Annotated in this window: 16 protein-coding genes and 1 other RNA gene; 9 read left to right on the plus strand and 8 right to left on the minus strand. The window is 72.2% G+C overall.

Annotated features, from left to right (window positions below):
• Positions 1-125: 125 nt before the first annotated feature.
• Positions 126-1,592 (minus strand): hypothetical protein, encoded by a 1,467-nt coding sequence (locus ACLQ2R_RS20990; protein WP_425961812.1) that lies wholly within the window; start codon positions 1,590-1,592, stop codon positions 126-128.
• Positions 1,593-1,727: 135 nt separating this feature from the next.
• Between ACLQ2R_RS20990 and ACLQ2R_RS20995 the strand changes: the two genes are divergently transcribed.
• Both ACLQ2R_RS20995 and ACLQ2R_RS21000 read left to right on the plus strand, forming a co-directional pair.
• Positions 1,728-3,191 (plus strand): AMP-binding protein, encoded by a 1,464-nt coding sequence (locus ACLQ2R_RS20995; RefSeq protein WP_425961813.1) that lies wholly within the window; start codon positions 1,728-1,730, stop codon positions 3,189-3,191.
• Positions 3,192-3,303: 112 nt separating this feature from the next.
• Positions 3,304-4,371, plus strand: coding sequence for a S1C family serine protease (locus ACLQ2R_RS21000; RefSeq protein WP_425961815.1), 1,068 nt, complete (start codon positions 3,304-3,306; stop codon positions 4,369-4,371).
• A 97-nt stretch (positions 4,372-4,468) separates the two neighbouring features.
• Here the strand turns inward: ACLQ2R_RS21000 and ACLQ2R_RS21005 are convergent, their stop codons facing one another.
• Both ACLQ2R_RS21005 and ACLQ2R_RS21010 read right to left on the minus strand, forming a co-directional pair.
• Entirely contained in the window at positions 4,469-5,536 is a 1,068-nt protein-coding gene (locus ACLQ2R_RS21005; protein WP_425961817.1) for a polysaccharide deacetylase family protein, read from the minus strand.
• Between the two features lie 209 nt (positions 5,537-5,745).
• The gene (locus tag ACLQ2R_RS21010; protein WP_425961819.1) at positions 5,746-6,486 is read right to left on the minus strand and encodes a GAF and ANTAR domain-containing protein; all 741 of its coding nucleotides are present in this window, start codon (positions 6,484-6,486) and stop codon (positions 5,746-5,748) included.
• Between the two features lie 196 nt (positions 6,487-6,682).
• Between ACLQ2R_RS21010 and ACLQ2R_RS21015 the strand changes: the two genes are divergently transcribed.
• Together ACLQ2R_RS21015 and ACLQ2R_RS21020 are read left to right on the plus strand one after the other, a co-directional pair.
• A complete protein-coding gene (locus tag ACLQ2R_RS21015; protein ID WP_425961820.1) occupies positions 6,683-7,177 on the plus strand; it encodes an STAS domain-containing protein in 495 nt (164 codons plus the stop codon).
• A gap of 168 nt (positions 7,178-7,345) precedes the next feature.
• Positions 7,346-8,656, plus strand: coding sequence for a PP2C family protein-serine/threonine phosphatase (locus ACLQ2R_RS21020; RefSeq protein WP_425962001.1), 1,311 nt, complete (start codon positions 7,346-7,348; stop codon positions 8,654-8,656).
• 71 nt (positions 8,657-8,727) lie between these two features.
• Here ACLQ2R_RS21020 and ACLQ2R_RS21025 read toward each other — a convergent pair whose 3' ends face one another.
• Entirely contained in the window at positions 8,728-9,483 is a 756-nt protein-coding gene (locus ACLQ2R_RS21025) for a GAF and ANTAR domain-containing protein (RefSeq protein WP_425961822.1), read from the minus strand.
• Between the two features lie 299 nt (positions 9,484-9,782).
• On the opposite strand from ACLQ2R_RS21025, the gene ACLQ2R_RS21030 reads away from it, so the two are divergent.
• The 3 genes from ACLQ2R_RS21030 (at position 9,783) to glpK (ending at position 12,932) form a co-directional block, all read left to right on the plus strand.
• A complete protein-coding gene (locus ACLQ2R_RS21030; protein WP_425961824.1) occupies positions 9,783-10,175 on the plus strand; it encodes an STAS domain-containing protein in 393 nt (130 codons plus the stop codon).
• 327 nt (positions 10,176-10,502) lie between these two features.
• Positions 10,503-11,321 (plus strand): MIP/aquaporin family protein, encoded by an 819-nt coding sequence (locus tag ACLQ2R_RS21035; protein ID WP_425961825.1) that lies wholly within the window; start codon positions 10,503-10,505, stop codon positions 11,319-11,321.
• A gap of 93 nt (positions 11,322-11,414) precedes the next feature.
• Positions 11,415-12,932, plus strand: coding sequence for a glycerol kinase GlpK (glpK, locus tag ACLQ2R_RS21040; RefSeq protein WP_425961827.1), 1,518 nt, complete (start codon positions 11,415-11,417; stop codon positions 12,930-12,932).
• A gap of 131 nt (positions 12,933-13,063) precedes the next feature.
• On the opposite strand, the gene ACLQ2R_RS21045 is transcribed toward glpK, so the two are convergent.
• Together ACLQ2R_RS21045 and ACLQ2R_RS21050 are read right to left on the minus strand one after the other, a co-directional pair.
• Complete coding sequence (locus ACLQ2R_RS21045; protein ID WP_425961829.1) at positions 13,064-13,432, minus strand: roadblock/LC7 domain-containing protein; 369 nt, start codon at positions 13,430-13,432, stop codon at positions 13,064-13,066.
• A gap of 98 nt (positions 13,433-13,530) precedes the next feature.
• Positions 13,531-14,499 (minus strand): hypothetical protein, encoded by a 969-nt coding sequence (locus ACLQ2R_RS21050; RefSeq protein WP_425961831.1) that lies wholly within the window; start codon positions 14,497-14,499, stop codon positions 13,531-13,533.
• Between the two features lie 331 nt (positions 14,500-14,830).
• On the opposite strand from ACLQ2R_RS21050, the gene ACLQ2R_RS21055 reads away from it, so the two are divergent.
• Entirely contained in the window at positions 14,831-15,196 is a 366-nt protein-coding gene (locus ACLQ2R_RS21055; RefSeq protein ID WP_425961833.1) for a hypothetical protein, read from the plus strand.
• Here ACLQ2R_RS21055 and ACLQ2R_RS21060 read toward each other — a convergent pair.
• Entirely contained in the window at positions 15,186-16,205 is a 1,020-nt protein-coding gene (locus tag ACLQ2R_RS21060) for a LysR family transcriptional regulator (protein ID WP_425962003.1), read from the minus strand. The two genes, ACLQ2R_RS21055 and ACLQ2R_RS21060, sit on opposite strands and share 11 nt — an antisense overlap.
• Before the next feature lie 122 nt (positions 16,206-16,327).
• Between ACLQ2R_RS21060 and ACLQ2R_RS21065 the strand changes: the two genes are divergently transcribed.
• Positions 16,328-17,665, plus strand: a complete 1,338-nt coding sequence (locus ACLQ2R_RS21065) for an MFS transporter (RefSeq protein ID WP_425961835.1) — start codon at positions 16,328-16,330, stop codon at positions 17,663-17,665.
• A gap of 185 nt (positions 17,666-17,850) precedes the next feature.
• Here the strand turns inward: ACLQ2R_RS21065 and ssrA are convergent.
• Positions 17,851-18,235: a transfer-messenger RNA gene (ssrA, locus tag ACLQ2R_RS21070) on the minus strand.
• Positions 18,236-18,384 lie beyond the last annotated feature (149 nt).

Consider the following 18,384-nt stretch of genomic DNA (forward strand, 5'->3'; position numbering starts at 1 on the left):
CGGAAGAAGGCCGACCCACCCGAAGGGATCGGCCGAGGAGAGTGCCGGAGGAGGACGCGGACAGGGGCCACGAGCCGAAGAGCGCGCCGGCGGAGAACGGCGGACCCACCGGAAGAGGCGTACCGTCAGAGGGCGCGGACGCCGGCCACGAGGGGGGCGATGTCCGCCCAGAGCCGCTTGCGCGTGTCCGGCACGGTCACGAACAGCACCGACGGCTTGCGGCGTCCGACGTCGATCACCGCGAGCGCCGCGTGCGAGGTGCGCTTCTTGCCCTTGACCTGGTAGGTCACCTGGTAGCCGAGCACCCACCCCTTGCCGCCCGCCGGACGCTGCGAGGCGGTCCACTCGACCTTGCTCCCCGCGGGATGGTGGTTGCGGATCGTCCAGCGCACCGCGCCCAGCGCGGCCTTGCGGTAGTCGGCGTCGCTCTTGAGCGCCTTGGCGGGCGTGGCACCCGGGAGCGGGCCGGAGGCGATCACGGTACGCGGCAGCCGGGCCGCCCCCACCTGCTGGCCGACGGAGAAGGAGGCGACCGCCTTGGTCACCCACGGCGCGCCCAGGCTGGGGTAGGTCAGCGCGGACCTGGTGTCGGTCACCGCGCCCAGCACCGCGCTCGGCCTTCCGGGCAGCACGGTCAGGGCGGTCGCGCCGGGCAGGGCGGGCAGCGTGATCGGCGGCGCGGTCGGCGAGGCCTTGACCGTGGGCGCCACGCCCCGGCCGGCGCTCGCCGGGTCGGAGGGCTCGTCGCCGGAGAACAGGACGAAGATCAGGACCACGACGAGGCCGGTGACGACGGCGGCACCCAGGCTGTAGGCCACCCGGATCGGGATGTCGCCGATCCGCATCAGCAGGCCGCCGTGCCGCGCGCCCCCGCCCGGCCGCCGCGTCCCGGTGTCATCCGGCACACCCGGGGCTCCGGGCACACCGGCGCCACCGGGCGTACCGGCGCCGTTCCGCGCGCCGGGGTCACCGAAGACCGCGGGGCGCTCCGCGGCGCCGGGCCATCCGGTCGCGGTCCCCGACGCCGGGAGCGGCCTCGCGTCCGGCCGGGACTCCGCGCCCGGCCGGGCACCCCGGCCCGCGTCCGGCCAGGGGGGCGCGTCGGCGAGGTCGGCGGGGTCGGCCGCGCCCGGACGGTCGGCGCGCCAGGGACCGGCGGAGCCGCCCACCTGCCTGACCGGGATCGTGCCCAGCCCGCCGGACTCGCGTACCCGGTCGGCGTGCTCGTCCGGCTCGCCCTCACGGTCGCGGTCGCCGGAGGCCGCGCCCGGCCGGCCGGAGCCAGAACGGCCGGAGCGGTCAGAGCCAGGGCGGTCAGAGCCAGGGCGGTCAGAGCGGTCGGAGCGGTCGGAGCGGTCGGAGCCAGGACGGTCGGGGCGGTCGGAGTACGGAGGGAACGATCCAGGGATCTTGGGCCTGGAGACCAGTGCGGTCTCCTCGCCGTCCCCGATGGGGAACCTCCGGGGAACCCGGGGACTGATGATCGAACCGTCTTCTGCGGGGATGGCGGGTATGGGCGCCGTGGGCGCGTCGTAGGAGGGAACATACGGCTCGTGAGAGCGCCCGGAGGAGTTGCCGCCGACGTCCGCCATACGCGCCAGGTTATGTCACCGGCGAAAGATTCAGCACATCGTCGTTTATTACGCTTCGGCCACGGGCTGTGCATCAGCCCAGGTGACCGCGTCTCCCCTTCCATCAACAGAATGTCGTTCTGTAAGGTCGCCGCCATGAGGGGCTTCTACGAGATCGCGAACGCCGACCCTGGACGCACCGCCGTCGTCGCGGACGTCACCCTGACCTACGGCGAGTTGCGCGAGAGGGCCGACCGGGTGTCGCACGGCCTTCTGGCGCGCGGCACCCGGCCCGGTGACACGGTCGTGACGGTCCTGCCCAACGGCGTCGACGCGATCACGATGATGCTGGCCACGTACCAGATCGGCGCCTACCACGTGCCGGTCAACTGGCACTACACCGCCGAGGAGATCGGCTACATCGTCGCCGACTGCGCGGCGCGGACGGTGGTGAGCTCCGAGCGGTACGGCCACACGGTGCCGGGCGGGTTCGTCGAGACCTCCGCCCTCGCCGAGGGGCGGCCGTCCGGCCCGCCCGAGGGGCGCCGGGCCGGGTCGATGATGCTCTACACCTCCGGCACCACGGGCAAGCCCAAGGGGGTGCGGCGGCGGCTGCTGGAGCTGAGCCCCGAGGAGCTGCACCCGATCCTGATGCGCAAGAGCTGGCGGCACTTCGGGCTGCCCTCCGAGGGGGTCCACCTGCTGCTGTCGCAGCTCTACCACTCGGCCCCGTACGGGCAGGCGATGATGGCCCTGCAGTTCGGCCACACCGTCGTGGTGACCGAGCGGTTCGACGCCGAGGAGACCCTGGGGCTGATCGAGCGGCACCGGGTGACCAACGCGTTCATGGTGCCGACCATGTTCCACCGGCTGCTGGCCCTGCCCGCGTCGACCAGGTCGAAATACGACCTGTCGTCCCTGACGCACCTCTACCACGGCGCCGCGCCCTGCCCGCCCGCCACCAAGCGGGCGATGATCGACTGGCTCGGCCCGGTGCTGTGGGAGTACTACGGCTCGACCGAGGCGGCCGTGGCCACCATGGTCTCCTCCGCCGAGTGGCTGGAGCGGCCCGGCACGGTCGGCCGGGCGATCGACGGCATGGAGTTCACGATCGTCGGCGACGACGGCGCCGCGCTCCCGCCCGGCGAGCCCGGCCTGGTCTACATCGGCGGCATCAACCGCTTCGAGTACCACCGCGACCCGTCCAAGACCGCCTCGGCGATGCTCGGCCGCCTCTACACGCCCGGCGACATCGGCTACCTGGACGAGGACGGCTACCTGTTCCTCTGCGACCGGCGCACCGATCTGATCATCTCCGGCGGGGTCAACATCTACCCGGCCGAGGTCGAGGCGGTGCTCCAGGAGCATCCCTCGGTGGCGGACGTGGCCGTGATCGGCGTCCCCGATCCCGAGTGGGGGCAGCGCGTCGTCGCCCTGGTCCAGCCCGCGCCGGGGGTCGCGCCGGGCGATGGGCTCACCGGCGAGCTGCTGGCCCACTGCGCGCCGCGCCTGGCCCGCCTCAAGCACCCCCGGGTGATCGAGTACCGGGACCTGTTGCCCCGCACCCCCACGGGCAAGCTCAGCCGGAGCGCCCTCCGCGAGAAGTATCTTCCCGGCTGAGCTGGGGATATACCCCCGTATGGGGGCATCACAGGCAAGTGTCGCACTACTGACGGCGACCGCGGTCGCGCTCGCGGGCTGCGGCCACGAGGGGGGTGGGCGGCCCCTCGGAATGGCCGCCTCCCCGGGTCCCTCGGCACCGGCCTCCCCCGGCACCCCGACCGGAGGCTCCCCCCCGGGACCGCCGGGGGCCTCCCCCGGCTCCTCCGCACCGGCCCCGTCCGGGACGGGCACGCCCGGGAGCGACCCGGGCAACCTGGAGAACGCCTACGAGCGGACCATCACCCGGGTGATGCCGTCGATCGTGCAGATCACCACCGGCGACGACCTGGGATCGGGGGTCGTCTACGACACGCTCGGGCACATCATCACCAACGCCCACGTGGTCGGCAGCTCACGCCGTTTCGAGGTCACGCTGGCCACCGGGGGCACCTCGCGGGCGGCCAGGCTGGTCGCCAGCTTCGAGCTGGGCGACCTGGCCGTGATCAAGGTCGACGACCCTGCCGGGCTCAGGCCCGCCGTCTTCGGCGACTCCTCGCGGCTGCGCGTCGGCCAGGTCGTGATGGCCATGGGCAACCCGCTGGGCCTGTCCGGCAGCGTCACCGAGGGGATCATCTCGGCGCTGGGCCGTACGGTCAACGAGCCCGCGACCGACGGCAGGCCCGGAGCCACGATCAGCGGGGCCATCCAGACCTCCGCCCCGATCAACCCGGGCAACAGCGGCGGCGCGCTGGTCAACCTGTCGGGCGAGGTGATCGGCGTGCCGACGCTGACCGCCGTCAACCCCGAGCTCGACAACGCCCAGGCGCCCGGCATCGGGTTCGCGATCCCGTCCAACACCGTCAAGGACGTCGCCGCCCAGATCATCAAGGACGGCAGGGTCACCAACACCCGCCGGGCGACGCTCGGCGCCGTCGTACGGACCGTGATCGACATGAACGGGCAGCCCGCCGGGGTCGGCGTCGTGCGGGTGCTGAGGAACAGCGGCGCCGAGCGGGCCGGGCTCAGGGCCGGGGACCTGATCGTCTCGATCGACGGCAGGCCCACCCCGGCCTCCCAGGACCTCTCCTCCGTCCTGGCCACCCTGCGGCCCGGGGAGGACGCGAAGGTGGAGATCCTGCGCCCCGACGGGGAGCGGGCCACCGTCGCCGTCCCGCTGGAGGAACTCTCCGGAGGCTGAGACGTCCGCCCCGGGACCGGCCGCGCGACCGGCCCCGGGGCGATGACCGCAGAGGTGCCGACGGGTCCCGGGCAGGGCCGGCGGGACCCGGGGAACGTCAGTAGGGCAGGAGCCGGTCGGTGAAGGTCTTGGATACGAAGGGCGCCTTGAACTTGGGGAAGGCGACCGTCTGGGCGTCGCCGTCGGAGGTGTAGCGCTCGTCGGCGTTCGTCTTCAGCCAGTCGAGCCAGGCGGTGGAGCAGAACTTGGCGCAGTCGCCCTTCTTGTCCATCGAGCGGATGCGCGGGATGCCGAGCGGGTCGAACTTCTTGCTGAACGGCGACATCGCGGGCGTGTACCCGGCCAGGAAGACGCCGCCGTAGTCGTAGGAGACGTCGCCGGAGGCCCCCTTCAGGCCCCACTCCTTGCCGTCGGGCTGGTTGCCGTACGGCAGCGCCAGCGTGGACGGGGGTGTCTTGATCAGGTCGGTGATGAGCCGGTGGCCCGCCGCCACCTCCTCGTGCACCCGCTTCCTCGGCTTGCCGCCCAGGCTGAGGTGGTCGCGGGTGTGGTTGCCCACGTCGAAGCCCTTCTGGGTGAGCCAGAGGAGCATCTGCGCCCCCTCCTCGGGGGTCGCCTTGCCGAACATGTCGCGCGTGACGTAGAACGTCGCCACCGGGCGGAATCCCGGGTGGGTCCTGGCCACGTCCTGCAGGATCGCCACGGCGGTGTTCGGCATGGGGACGCCCATCCCGTCCAGCTCGAACTGCGTGGGCGAGGAGTCGTCGAAGGTGAGGACGACGGGGTGCTTCCCCGCCGGGATGTCGATGCGCCCGGCGACGAACTCGGCCGCCGTGACCGGCACGTAGTCCTCCCTGGCCAGCCGCTCCAGCTCGGCGCGGAACTGCGCGGGGGTACGGTCGTCCTGGGTGGTGGGCTTGTCGACCACCCGGTGGTACATGAGCACGGGCACCTGGCCCAGCTCGTTGGCCTTGACCTTGGCGGCGGCCTGCGCCTTCGCCTTCAGGGCGTCCGCCCGCGTCGCCCCGGCGGCCGACGCGTTGGACGAGGCCCCCACCTGCGCCTTGCGTGCGTCCCCCTCGTCCTGCCCCGATGAGCACCCGGCCAGCACTGTCCCGGCCGCGACGACCACCACACCGGCCCTGCCCAATCCAAGACGGCCCATCGAATCCTCCAAGCGCACCGACGATACGCTTGTCATCCCCTCTGACCTGCGGCTCGATCCCCAGGAGGGGCAAAGGTTCGCGCTACGGCTCCCCTCGGCGGAACGGGTCCCCGGCGATTTCCCCCGCATCCGGCGGGCCGCCCTCCACACGACGGCCTACCGGCCCCGGCCCGGGTCGTCCTTGGGCGCGGACCGGCACGATCCGGTCGTCATTCGTGCGGCTGGAAGACGCCGGGGCCGGGGGCCTGGCCGCCGACGGTGGCGACGATCTCGGTGGCCAGGTCGTGGACCTTGAGGTTGCGGTTCTGGGAGGCGCGGCTGAGCAGCGCGAAGGCGTCGCCGGACGAGCAGCGTTGCTGGGCCATCACGATGCCGATCGCCTGGTCGATGACGCTGCGTGAGGCGAGGGTGGCGCGCAGGTCGGCGTTCAGCCTGGACTGGTCGTCCAGGCGCAGGCCCAGCGCGACGGCACCGGCGGCGGTGCCGGCGTACAGGCCCATCCGCGCCTGGACGCCCTCGAAGACGCCGGGCCGGGGGTTGTAGAGGTTGTAGCCGCCCACCTGGCCGCCGGGGGCCATCAGCGGCAGCGCGAGGCAGCTGCGCACGCCGTGGGCGAGGGCCCCGGCGCAGAGCGAGCGCCAGCGCGGCTCGGCGGAGGTGTCGGCGATGTGGTTGACCTGCCCGCTGGACAGGGTGTCCAGGCACGGGCCCTCGCCGGTGCCGTACTGGATCTGGTCGACGGTCAGCGTCAGGGTGTCGCTGGTGGCGATCGTCACGGCGCGCTCGTCGCGCACGACGGTGAGGCCGCACATGCTGCCCGGGGGCAGTGCGGCCACGGTGGCCGTGGTCAGCTCGTGCAGGAAGTCCTCGAAGGTCTCGGTCATGACCAGCAGTGACAGCAGTCCGTCCGACCAGGTGGCGTCGGGAGGGGGGATCTGTGGCGAAGACACGGCTCGCCCGCGGTTTCTGGGTCTACGTCCCAACGGTCGCCGGGAACGAGACGTCTGACCGACGCGTGCGAAGTGCCCACGGTGACCCCCTCACCTTTACATGCCGACGGTGGTACTCGAGCCCGCAGAGAGTATGATGAAGACCGGTCCAGAGACGTGGCCTTTGTCTGCTGCGCCCGCGAAAGTCTAATGCCTGGTGTCTCTCGACCCGATCACTCCCTCCCCGACGCCGCACCCGACGGCCGATGGTCCTGACGCGCTGCTGGAGGTGCGGACCTGGCGGCTGAAGTCACTGCGGATCCTTCGCCTCGTGGGCGAACTGGACGCCCTCACCGCCTCCCGCGTGCGCGTCACCCTGGACGAGGTGCTGTCCGACCGCCACCGGCCCCTGCTGGTCGTGGATCTGACACATCTGACCTTCATGGCCTCGGCGGGAGTGGGCCTGCTGGTGGAGATCCGGCAGCGGGTCGGCGGGCGCGCGGGACGCATGGTCGTGGTCCTCGCCGCGCGGAGCCATCCCCGGCGGCTTTTCGAGCTGACCCGCATGGTCGATCACTTCGAGACCGCGTCCACCCTGCGGCAGGCGGTACACGCCCTGCGGCAGGCGGAGGACGACCCGGTCCCGCCCGGGGCGACCGGTGCGACGCCGCCGTCCCCGCCGCCCGCCGACCGGCCCCGGGGCGAGGGGTGAGGGGCGTCCGCGGGGCGGCGATCCGGGGCAGGCGAGCAGGCCGTAGACCTCTGCCGCAGTGGTGGGCCGATCCAGGGTGATCCTCCGGCAAAGCGGATAATTGTCGTACGGCAACAGGAACGAAGGGTCGGTCAAGGTGGATGAGCGCATGTCGGCGGTAGCGCGGTGGTGACCTTCTCCCCGGGTCCCGAGCGGATGCTGGTGGGGTTGTTGCGGGCCGGTCACCTGGCGGCCCTGGAGCAGTTGCCGGACCTGGTCGCCGAGCACGCCGCGTCCGCGGGCCTGGACGAGGTGCGGATCTATCTGGCGGATCTGCAGCACAGCGTGCTGCGCCTGCTGACCGGTGAGGGGCCGAGCGCCGGGGAGGGCGCGAGCAAGGAGATCGCCGAGTTGGGCGTCGACGCCACCCTGGCCGGACGGGCCTTCCAGGAGATCCGGGTCCTGGCCGGGACCGAGGGGGGCGGCGAGGTCGACGAGGGCGCCGAGGGCGCCGAAGATGCCGAGGATGCCCGGCGGTGGTGGGTGCCGCTGCTGAACGGCACCGAACGCCTCGGGGTGCTGGGGGTCGGCGCCAAGGCCGGCCTCGACGCCCAGGGGCAGGACAACATGCGCGACCTGGCGTCGCTGGTGGCGCTGCTGTTGGTCGACAAGCGCCCCTACAGCGATTCCTACGCCCGCCTGGTGCGCACCCGGCCGATGCACGTGGCCGCGGAGATGCAGTGGACGCTGATGCCGCCGATGACCTTCGCCAACCACCGGGTGAGCATCGCCGCGGCGCTGGAGCCGGCCTACCAGGTCGGCGGGGACGCCTTCGACTACGCGCTGGCCGGCGACATCGTCCATCTGGGGATCTTCGACGCGATGGGCCACGACGCGTCGGCCGGGCTGACCGCCAACCTCGCGGTGGCCGCCTGCCGCAACAACCGCCGCCAGGGCGCCGACCTGATCACGACCAGCGAGGCCATCGAGCGGGTCCTGATCACCGAGTTCGGCCAGGCCACGCGGTTCGTCACCGCGATCCTGGCCGATCTGAACACCCGCACCGGGGTGATGTCCTGGGTCAACCGCGGGCACCATCCGCCGGTGGTGATCCGCGGTGGCCGCTGGAGCACCATGCTGCAGTGCCGGCCGGCTCACCCGCTGGGCCTGGATCTGGGCCTGCCGGTCACCGCGTGCCACACGCAACTGGAGCCCGGGGACCGGGTGGTGTTCTACAGCGACGGCGTCACCGAGGCCCGTAACGCCGCAGGCCAGGAGTTCGGCCTGAGCCGTTTCGTCGACTTCGTCATCCGCCACACCGCCGACGGCCTGCCGGCGCCCGAGACCCTGCGCCGCCTGGTGCGCGGCGTGCTGGACTACCACGACGACCGTCTCCAGGACGACGCCACGGTGTTGATGGTGGAATGGCACGGCAACGCCCAGGAGCGGGTGCGTCAGGCGGACGCGGCGCCCGAATCGGTGGCCCCGGCCCTCGGCTGACGGGCGACCGTCTCCGGCGTACCGTCCCGGACGCCGGGGCGGGAACACCGTGAACGCCGGAACGCGACGATCTACTCGGACGGGCCGGTGGTGCCCGGGCCGGGGGCCCGGCCGCCGGCGGTGGCGACGATCTCGGCGGCCAGGACGCGGATCTTGAGGTTGCGGTTCTGCGAGGCGCGGCTGAGCAGTGCGAAGGCCTCGCCGGGCGGGCACCCCTGCTTCATCACGATGCCGATGGCCTGGTCGATGACGCTGCGGGAGGCCAGCGTGGCGCGCAGGTCCTCGCTCGACCGCGCCTGGCCGGCGATACGCAGCGCCAGGGAGACCGAGCCGGCGGCATTGGCGGCCAGGACGTGCATCCGGGCCTGTACGGCTTCGTCGAAGACGCCGGGACGGGGGTTGTAGAGGTTGTAACAGCTCCTGACCCCGGCCGGCTCCGGCAGCACCAGCAGCATCGGGATCGACAGGCAGCTGCGCACCCCGTGCGCGAAGGCCTCGGCGCAGAAGGCCGGCCAGCGCGACTCGACGGAGGTGTCGGCGATGCGGTGGACCCCGCCATCGGCCAGGGTGTCCAGGCACGGTCCCTGACCGGTGCGGTACTGGATCCGGTCGACGGCCAGGGTGAGATCGTCGCTGCCGGCGATGGTCGCCGCGTGCGGGGGGCGGGTGACGGTGATACCGCACATGCTGTCCTGTGGCAGGGCCTCGGCGGTCAGCACGGCCAGTTCGTGCAGGAACGTCTCGAAGGTCCGCGTCGACAACAACAGCGACAACAGCGGGTCCGGCCAGGTGGGGTCGGAGGTGGTAGCCGTGAAAGGCGACGGCATGGCGTGCCTGCGAATTCCCGGGGCTACGGCCCAACGGCCACCGGCGACGAGACGTCCAGATGACGGGTACAAGGTGCCCTCGGTAACCCTTCCACCATCGCACACCCCGGGCGGTGCTCGACCACGGGCGGGGGTAGAGTTGGTGGTGGTCCAGAGACGAGGCCGCTTTCGCGTCATGCCCGCGGAGGTAACCGCCTCGTGTTCTCTTCCCAGCCCCCCACGCTCTCCCGTCGCCGTTCCCGGCGGCGCGACGACCGGAAGATCACCGCCGAACGGCGCGGGGCCGCCGGGAGCGTGCGATGAGGCTGTCGGTCCAGCTGAGCATCATCGGCCCGGACGCGGCCGTGGTCGCCGTCGACGGTGAACTCGATCTTTCCACCGTCGCCCTGCTGGACGCGATCCTGCTGCCGCTGCCCGGCCAGGGCGTCCGCCGCCTGATCATCGCCGCAGACCGGCTGCGCTCCTGCGACCCGCGGGTGCTGGCCAGCGTGCACACCATCATGACCGCCACCGGCGGCACCCTGATCATCGCCGGACCTTCCCCGGCGCTGCGGCGATCGCTGGCGTCGACGCCACCACCGCGGGCCGATCCACCCGCCGAGGGGATCAGGATCTACCCCACCCTGGCCCAGGCCCTGCGGGACGAGATCGACCTTCGGCTCTCCTCGCCGGCCGGTACGGGCCCGTCCTGACGAACCGCCGATCGCCGTCACCGATCACCACAGCCGCTCGGTGACGGGCATCGCCGATGTGCCGCCCCGGGCACCGGGGAGAGAACGGGCCGGGTGTGCTCGGCCGCCCGGAGCGAGGGAAATGACCAAAAAGGAAAAACCCACTCCGTAGGGGAATCTCACTCGGTGAACACGTCCCAGCTTACGGGCGCTTTCCGTTATTTCGGCAATGTTGCAGAGGGCCTATATTTCTGACCATTATTCAACAATCGCATCACATTACCGTTGACGACCTTGCGTTTGGCGCTTACGTTCCGGGAATCCGGGCGGCATCGCGAGGGGGAACAGATGACGGAACGCCTGAAGAGACCCGGTCTTCTCGGTGAGCTGGCGGCCGAGTTCGCGGGCACCCTGATCCTCATCCTGTTCGGGGCGGGCGTGGTGGCCCAGGTGGCCGCGGCCGAGATCGGCGACCACGACAGCATCGCCTGGGCCTGGGGGCTCGGCGTGACGCTGGGCGTCTACGTCGCGGCCCGCACCAGCGGCGCGCACCTCAACCCCGCCGTCACCCTCGCGCTGGCCGTCTTCAAGGGCTTCTCCTGGCGCAAGGTGCTGCCGTACGCGCTGGCGCAGACCGCGGGCGCGTTCGTGGCGGCGCTCATCGTCCGCTTCAACTACACCGAGGTGCTGCACAAGGCCGACCCCGGACTCACGATCAAGACCCAGGGGGTCTTCTCCACCCTGCCGGGCAACGGCACCCTGCCCGTCGGCACCTGGGGCGCCTTCCGCGACCAGATCATCGGCACCGCGATCCTGCTCCTGCTGGTCCTGGCCGTCTCCGACGCGCGCAACACCGCACCGGTGGCCAACCTCGCGCCGTTCGTCATCGGCCTGATCGTCGTGGCCATCGGCATGGCCTGGGGCACCAACGCCGGCTACGCCATCAACCCCGCCCGGGACTTCGGCCCGCGGCTCGCGTCGTTCCTCACCGGGTACGAGACCGCCTGGCAGGATCAGTACGGTCAGCTCTACTTCTGGGTGCCGATCGTGGCCCCCCTCATCGGAGGCGTGCTCGGGGCGTTCCTCTACCAGACACTGGTGGCCAGGTTCCTTCCCCCCGAGGAGGCCGAACTCGAGGTGGGGCGGATGCCCGACGAGACGCGTTGACGCCGCCCGGGCGGGCGCGGGTCACGGGCCGCGGCCGGGAACACCACCGGGGAGAGCCGATCCCCCGGAGAGTCTCACAGAGGAGGCACCTCAATGCCTGACTTCGTCGGAGCAGTCGACCAGGGAACGACGAGCACCCGCTTCATGATCTTCGATCACGGCGGTAACGAGATAGGCCGTCACCAGCTCGAACACGAGCAGATCCTGCCGCGGGCCGGGTGGGTCGAGCACAACCCCGTCGAGATCTGGGAGCGGACCAGGGCGGTGATCGAGACCGCGCTCAGCAGGACGGGCCTGACCGCCTCCGACCTCGCCGCGCTCGGCGTCACCAACCAGCGCGAGACCACCGTGGTCTGGAACCGCAGGACCGGGCGCCCCTACCACAACGCGATCGTCTGGCAGGACACCCGCACCGACCGGATCGCCTCCGCCCTGGACCGCGACGGCAGAGGCGACGTCATCCGCCGCCGGGCGGGCCTGCCGCCGGCGACGTACTTCTCCGGCGGCAAGATCCAGTGGATCCTGGAGAACGTCGACGGGGTGCGCCAGGCGGCCGAGGCCGGGGACGCGATCTTCGGCAACACCGACACCTGGCTGCTGTGGCACCTCACCGGCGGCGTCGACGGCGGCGTGCACGTCACCGACCCGACCAACGCCAGCCGCACGATGCTGATGGACCTGGAGACGCTCGACTGGGACGACGAGCTGCTGTCGTTCTTCGGCGTTCCCCGCTCGATGCTCCCGGCCATCAAGCCCTCCTCCTGCCCCGGCCTGTACGGCACCACCCGGCCGGGCGGGCCGCTGGGCGGCGAGGTGCCGCTGTCGGGCGACCTCGGCGACCAGCAGGCCGCCACCGTCGGGCAGGTCTGCTTCGAGGTCGGCGAGGCCAAGAACACCTACGGCACCGGCAACTTCCTGCTGCTCAACACCGGCACCGAGCTCGTACGCTCCCAGAACGGCCTGCTCACCACCGTCTGCTACCGCTTCGGCGAGGAGGCCCCGGTGTACGCGCTGGAGGGCTCCATCGCGGTGACCGGCTCGGCCGTGCAGTGGCTGCGCGACCAGCTCGGCATCATCTCCGGGGCGGCGCAGAGCGAGGCGCTCGCCCGCCAGGTCGAGGACAACGGCGGCGTCTACTTCGTACCGGCCTTCTCGGGGCTCTTCGCGCCGTACTGGCGCTCCGACGCCCGGGGCGCCGTGGTGGGCCTGTCCCGCTTCAACAACAACGCCCACCTGGCGCGGGCCACGCTGGAGGCGATCTGCTACCAGAGCCGCGACGTGGTCGAGGCGATGCGGGAGGACTCCGGCGTCGCCCTCGACGTCCTGCGGGTGGACGGCGGCGTCACCGCCAACGACCTGTGCATGCAGATCCAGGCCGACGTGCTCGGCGTGCCCGTCTCCCGGCCCGTGGTGGCCGAGACGACCGCCCTGGGGGCCGCCTACGCGGCCGGGCTCGCGGTCGGGTTCTGGAAGTCGACCGACGAGCTCAAGCAGAACTGGAACGAGGGCCGGCGCTGGGAGCCGAGCTGGTCCGAGGAGCAGCGGGCCGAAGGGTACGCCGGGTGGAAGAAGGCGGTCCAGCGCACCCTGGACTGGGTGGACGTCTCCTGAGCGCACCGGGTCTCCCGGCGGCTCACCGGCGTCCAGGTCTCCCGGTCGCCGGAGCCCTCTGAGCGATCCAGGTCCCCCCGGCGGTCCGGCCGCCGGGAGGGGCCCGGCCGGTGCTCGGGCCGCCTGCGCGGTCAGGTTCCGGCGAGCATCGCGCCCAGCCGCTCCACCGTGGGCCGGGACTCCACGTGCAGCCGGGCCACGTCCAGCCCCTCGTCGGCGAGCACGACCAGCAGCGCCGCCTGGCGGACGGCGTAGACGACGATGTACCCGCTCCGGCAGCGGGTCACCACCTCGCGCAGCTCCCCCATGCCGACCTCGTGGCCGGTACGTTTGCCCAGTCCCAGGGAGGCCGCGGCCAGGGCGGCCAGCACCTCGGGCCTGTCGCCCTCGCTGTCGGCCGCGACGAGCAGCCCGTCCACCGACGCGACGGCCGTCTCCATCACCCCTGCCACCTGCTCGCGCAGCAGCTTCAGCTCGGCGAGAACCTCTTGTCTGCCCATCGGGACACCTCCGGCGTACGGTCCCGGCGCCTCGGCTCCGGGAGGGGAAGGACGGCGGGACGGCGGGGATACCGTCCGGCGGGTCGTGAACGGGTTCCTCACTCGCCGGCCGGGCCGGCGTCGCCCGCCCACTGCGGGGGCAGGGATCGCAGGGCCAGCAGGGGCCGGGAGGTGATCGGCCCTCCCCCGGCGGCGGCCAGGACCTCGTTGATCCTGCTGGTGCCGGGACGGCGGCGCGGCAGCCCGGAGGGGGTGTCCGGGATCTGCCCGTCCGCCTCCGGCTCCGGGGCGGGGTCGCCCGCGGCCCGCCCGGGGGCGCCGAGGTCGAGCACGCCTTCCTCGGCCATCCTGGCGACCTCGCTCATCACCGCGAACAGGCCCTTGCCCAGGACGAACGCGAGGTCGCGGGGCGTCCGGCGGCCGTTGGCCCGCTCCAGGACGGCGCGGCGGATGCGGTCGGTCCCCAGCAGGGTGGGCGCGGGGACGGCCACGGGCACGGGCCTGACCCGCACCGACAGGCCGAGCCGCCGCCAGGCCGCCAGGAGCGTCATGCGGCGGGTGGTCTCGCGCAGCAGCCGCCCCACCTCGATGCCCGGCAGGACCGGGAGCAGCGGCAGCCGGTCGTCCGCCCCGGCGGGCTCGACCCGGCAGGACTCGACGCCGTACAGGGCCATGGCGAAGACCGCGTCGAAGGTCGCGGCCAGGCAGACCGCCTCCAGGCCCGCCGTGCCGATGGCGCCGCGCGCGGCGAGTTCCGCGGCCAGCCGCCCGGCGGGGGCGCCGACGGCGTACGCCTCGGTCCAGTCCTGTTCCGAGACGCGGCCCGAACGCAGCAGCAGTGACTCGGGGCCGGGGGCCGCGGGGGTCGTGGCGGCCACCACGAGGCCGTTCCTGACCCAGAGCGCGCCGCCGGGGCCGCCGTCGGCGCGCAGCACCCCGGAGAACCCCTCCCGCACGAGCCTGGGCAGGAATTCGTCGATCGTCCCGGCGCCACCGGCCGCCGGGTTCTCCGCGGAGGAGTCGCTCTCCCCGGAAGGGCCGGTCTCCTCGGACGCGGTCCTCACCACTCGTTCTCCCTCGCCTCTCCCCCGAGCGCGCCGGGCCGGGAGGGGACGTCCCGGACCGCGCCCCGCGCCCGTACCGGCGTCCGGAAGGCAGCCGTGGACGGCCGGTCGGCACGGCCCCGTCCCACGAACGGAGCGGATCACACTCCGATCACAAGATAGGGCTTTTGTCCCCCAATAGACCCTTACGTCGGTTATTACACCATACGGCACTTCACTAACGGTAGTAAAGGAGTGTACTTTACGTATCTACCGCCACAAACGGACCCGCCACGTTTCCATAATTCCACCCGGCGAGGCGCCGGGACATATGCGATCACAGGGGAAGACGTTCATGAACATCGAGACCGCTCTCAAGGAGACCATGGCGATCGACGGCGCGATCGGCGCGGCGCTGGTCGACTACGAAAGCGGCATGTGCCTGGGGACCACCGGCAGCGACCGGAGCCTGAACCTCGAGGTGGCGGCGGCGGGCAACACCGAGGTCGTCCGCGCCAAGGTCCGCACCCTGTCCGCGCTGAACATCGACGACACCGTCGAGGACATCCTGATCACCCTGGCCAAGCAGTACCACATCATCAGGCTGCTGGCCGACAGCGGCGGCCACATCTTCCTCTACCTGGTGCTCGACCGCGAGCGCGCCAACCTGGCCCTGGCCCGGCACCACCTGCGCCGCATCGAGGGCGCCCTCACCGTCTAGGACCCTCCCCCGGGAAACCGTCCCCGCGTACGCGCGCCCCGGACAGGGGCCCGGGAACCGCGTTTCGACGCGGAGCCGCCCAGCGCGGCGTCCAGGTCCCTCCGGAACCGCCGTGGCCGGCCGTCGCGGCGGCGAGGTGGGCGCGGAGGGCGGCCAGCCCCGGGTGGGGGTTGTCGCGGCGCCACAGGAGCGAGTGCGGGTAGACGGGCGTCGGACCGGTCACCGGGATACGGCGCAGGTCGTATCCGGCGGGCCACACCAGGCGGGTCCGATCGCCCATGAACGTGGCCAGGGCGGGGGTGTCGGCGACGGTGTCGAGGAGCGCGTCGGAGCCGAAGTTGGGGCCGGTCGCCTCGATGGTGAGGCCGAACTCGGCGACGAGGTCGTCGTAGTAGGCCGCCCACTCGGTGCCGGGGACGATGCCGGGCATCCAGATCCGGTGCCCGGCGAGCTGGGCGACGGTCACCGACCGGGCGTCCGCCAGCGCGTGGGCGGGCCCGGTGAGGAGCTGGAGCGCCTCGTCGAGCACCCTGGCGGACGCGACGTCCCCGGGGAGGGGGCGGCCGGGCACGGCGACGGCGCGGAAGGACGCGTCGATCGCACCGGACCGGACGGCGGCGACGGCCGTCTCGATGTCGAACAGCATCACCACGTCGAGCTCGATCTCGGGGTGCGCGCGATGGAAGCCGCGCATCAGGCCCGAGGGCCCGCTGCGTGAGGTGATCACGTCGACGCGCAGCGGGCGGGTGCCGGGGAGCACCGACGCGACCGCGCGCTCCGCGACGCGCAGCAGCTCGCGCGCGTGGGGCAGGAACGCCTGCCCGTCGATGGTGAGCCGGGCCCCGCGTGCCGTGCGGGTGAACAGCCGCACGGCGAGATCCCTCTCCAGCCCGGCGACGCGCTTGGAGACGGCCTGCTGGGTGACCGACAGCTCCGCGGCGGCGTCCTGGAACCGGCCGGTCTCCACGACGGCAACGAACGTGCGCACGGCATCGAGATCCACGGCCACCGACCTTAACGCACAACTCATGGTTGTTTCTCTCTCATCCACAAGTTGTTTGACGTGCGCGAAGGCCGCGCGTTTTGATCTGCTGAGTCAACGGACGGTTGTTCTTCGGAGATCGCGGGTGCGTGGTGGGAAGGTCGCCGGGACGGCGGTTCAGGTGGTTCTGGGCCGCGTACGCGGTCAGTGCGTTCGGCACGTGGCTCGCGTTCGACGCGTTCGCCCTGATCGCCATTCTCGCCCTGGACGCGGGGCCGGCCGAGGTGTCGCTCCTGGCCGCCGCCGGGCCGGCGGTCGGGGCGCTGGTCGCGGTGCCGCTCGGGCCGTGGGTGGAGTTCCGGCGCAAACGGCCGGTGATGATCGCGATGGACCTGGTCCGGTTCGCGGCGCTGATGAGCGTTCCCGCCGCCCATCTGCTCGGCCGGCTGAGCCTCGCGCAACTCCTGGTCGTGGCGGTCGTCGTCGGCGCGGCCGACATCGCCTTCACCGCCGCGAGCGGGGCGTACCTGAAGGCGCTCGTCCGGCCCGGGGACCTGCTCGTCGCGAACGGGCGCCTCGAGGCCACGACCTGGACCGCCACCGCGCTCGGGCCGCCGCTCGGTACCGCCGCGATCGGGCTGCTGGGCCCGGTGGTGAGCGTGGCGGCCAACGCGGTCAGCTTCCTGCTCTCGGCCGCGGGGATCCGCGCCATCGGCGGACGGGAGCCACACCCCACGCGAACCGCCACCCCGTCCGGAGCCGAAGCCGGAACCGGAGCCGAAGCCGAAGTCGAAGCCACGACCAGAGCCGCAGCCGGAGCCGGGGGTGGGGTCGGGGCCAGGGCCGGCGACATGCTGGAAGGGTGGCGGTACATCCTCGCCACCCCGGAACTGCGCCCGCTGTTCCTCAACACCGTCCTGGTCAACGGCCTGATCATGGCGTCCTCGCCGCTGCTCGCCGTGCTGATGCTCGGCGACCTCGGGTTCGCCCCCTGGCAGTACGGCCTCGCCTTCGGCGTCCCCTGCGCCGGCGGCCTCATCGGCTCGCGGCTGGCCCGTCCGCTCGTCGCGCGGTTCGGACGGCACCGGGTCATGCTCACCGCCGGGACGCTGCGCGCGTGCTGGCCGCTCGGGCTGGCCTTCGTCGGGCCAGGCCCCGCCGGGCTCCTCCTCGTCATCGTCCTCGAACTCGGGCTGATCACCTGCGCGGGCGTGTTCAATCCGGTGTTCGCCACCTACCGGCTCGAACGGCTCCCCTCCGACCGGATCGCCCGCACGCTCGCCGCCTGGTCGATCACCGGCAGGACCTCCGTCGCGGCCATGACCGGCGCGTGGGGCCTGCTGGCCGGCCTCACCGGTCCCCGCGTCGCGATCGCGGTCGCGGGCCTCCTGCTCCTGGCGACCCCGCTCCTCCTGCCCCGGCACGACCGCACGCCCCGGCCCCGGAACACCGGCCGGACGTCATCGGAAGGAAGGACACCCGCATGAGCACCGTCCCGATCACCGGACCCCGGGATCAGGGAACGAGCACGGGCCTGGGACGACGGCGGATCGCCCGGGGAAACGGCGAGCCCCCGGCGGGCGGCGGAAAAAGACCAAGGGCGGCCGGGGCGGCGTCGAGCCGCTCCGACCGCCCTCCGGCGATCTGTTCCACGCGTTCGAACGTGGAACGGGGGTGGAGGTGGCGGGAATCGAACCCGCGTCCTTCAACTCCAAGACAGGGCTTCTCCGGGTGGAGCCTGCTGTGCTTTTCTCAGCCCCGGCGATCACGCAGGCAAGACGCCGACGGGCTCAGCCACTGTTTGATTTCCCGATCTTCCCCGTGGCCGGGTCGATCGGTTGAGCCTCCTAGCGATGCCGGATCCGGGCCGGAGGCGCTCCCGGGCCGGCAGAAGTCACTCGCTGCTTAGGCGGCGAGTGCCAGGTTGCCCTGGCTGACTTCGGAGTGCGTCTTATTGGCACTTGTTGGTCGCGGTCACAGTATTAACGAGGTTATGTCCGCAGTCCTCGACCCGCTTCACCTGACTTGCAAAGCCAAAGTCGAAACCAGTCACCCCCTGTTGAGTTTTCAACCCGTCCCCGCGGGGCCAGGCCATCCGAAGATACCCGTTACAACAGGGTCAACGCCAATCGAATTCCCGGCGGACCCGCCGGAGGCCCGCGGGCGGGGGCTCACGCGGGTCCGCCGGCGGGTCCGCCCGCCCATG

Origin of the sequence: Streptosporangium sp. DT93 (assembly GCF_049844535.1) — a bacterium.
In the GTDB taxonomy this organism is placed as follows: Bacteria; Actinomycetota; Actinomycetes; order Streptosporangiales; family Streptosporangiaceae; genus Streptosporangium.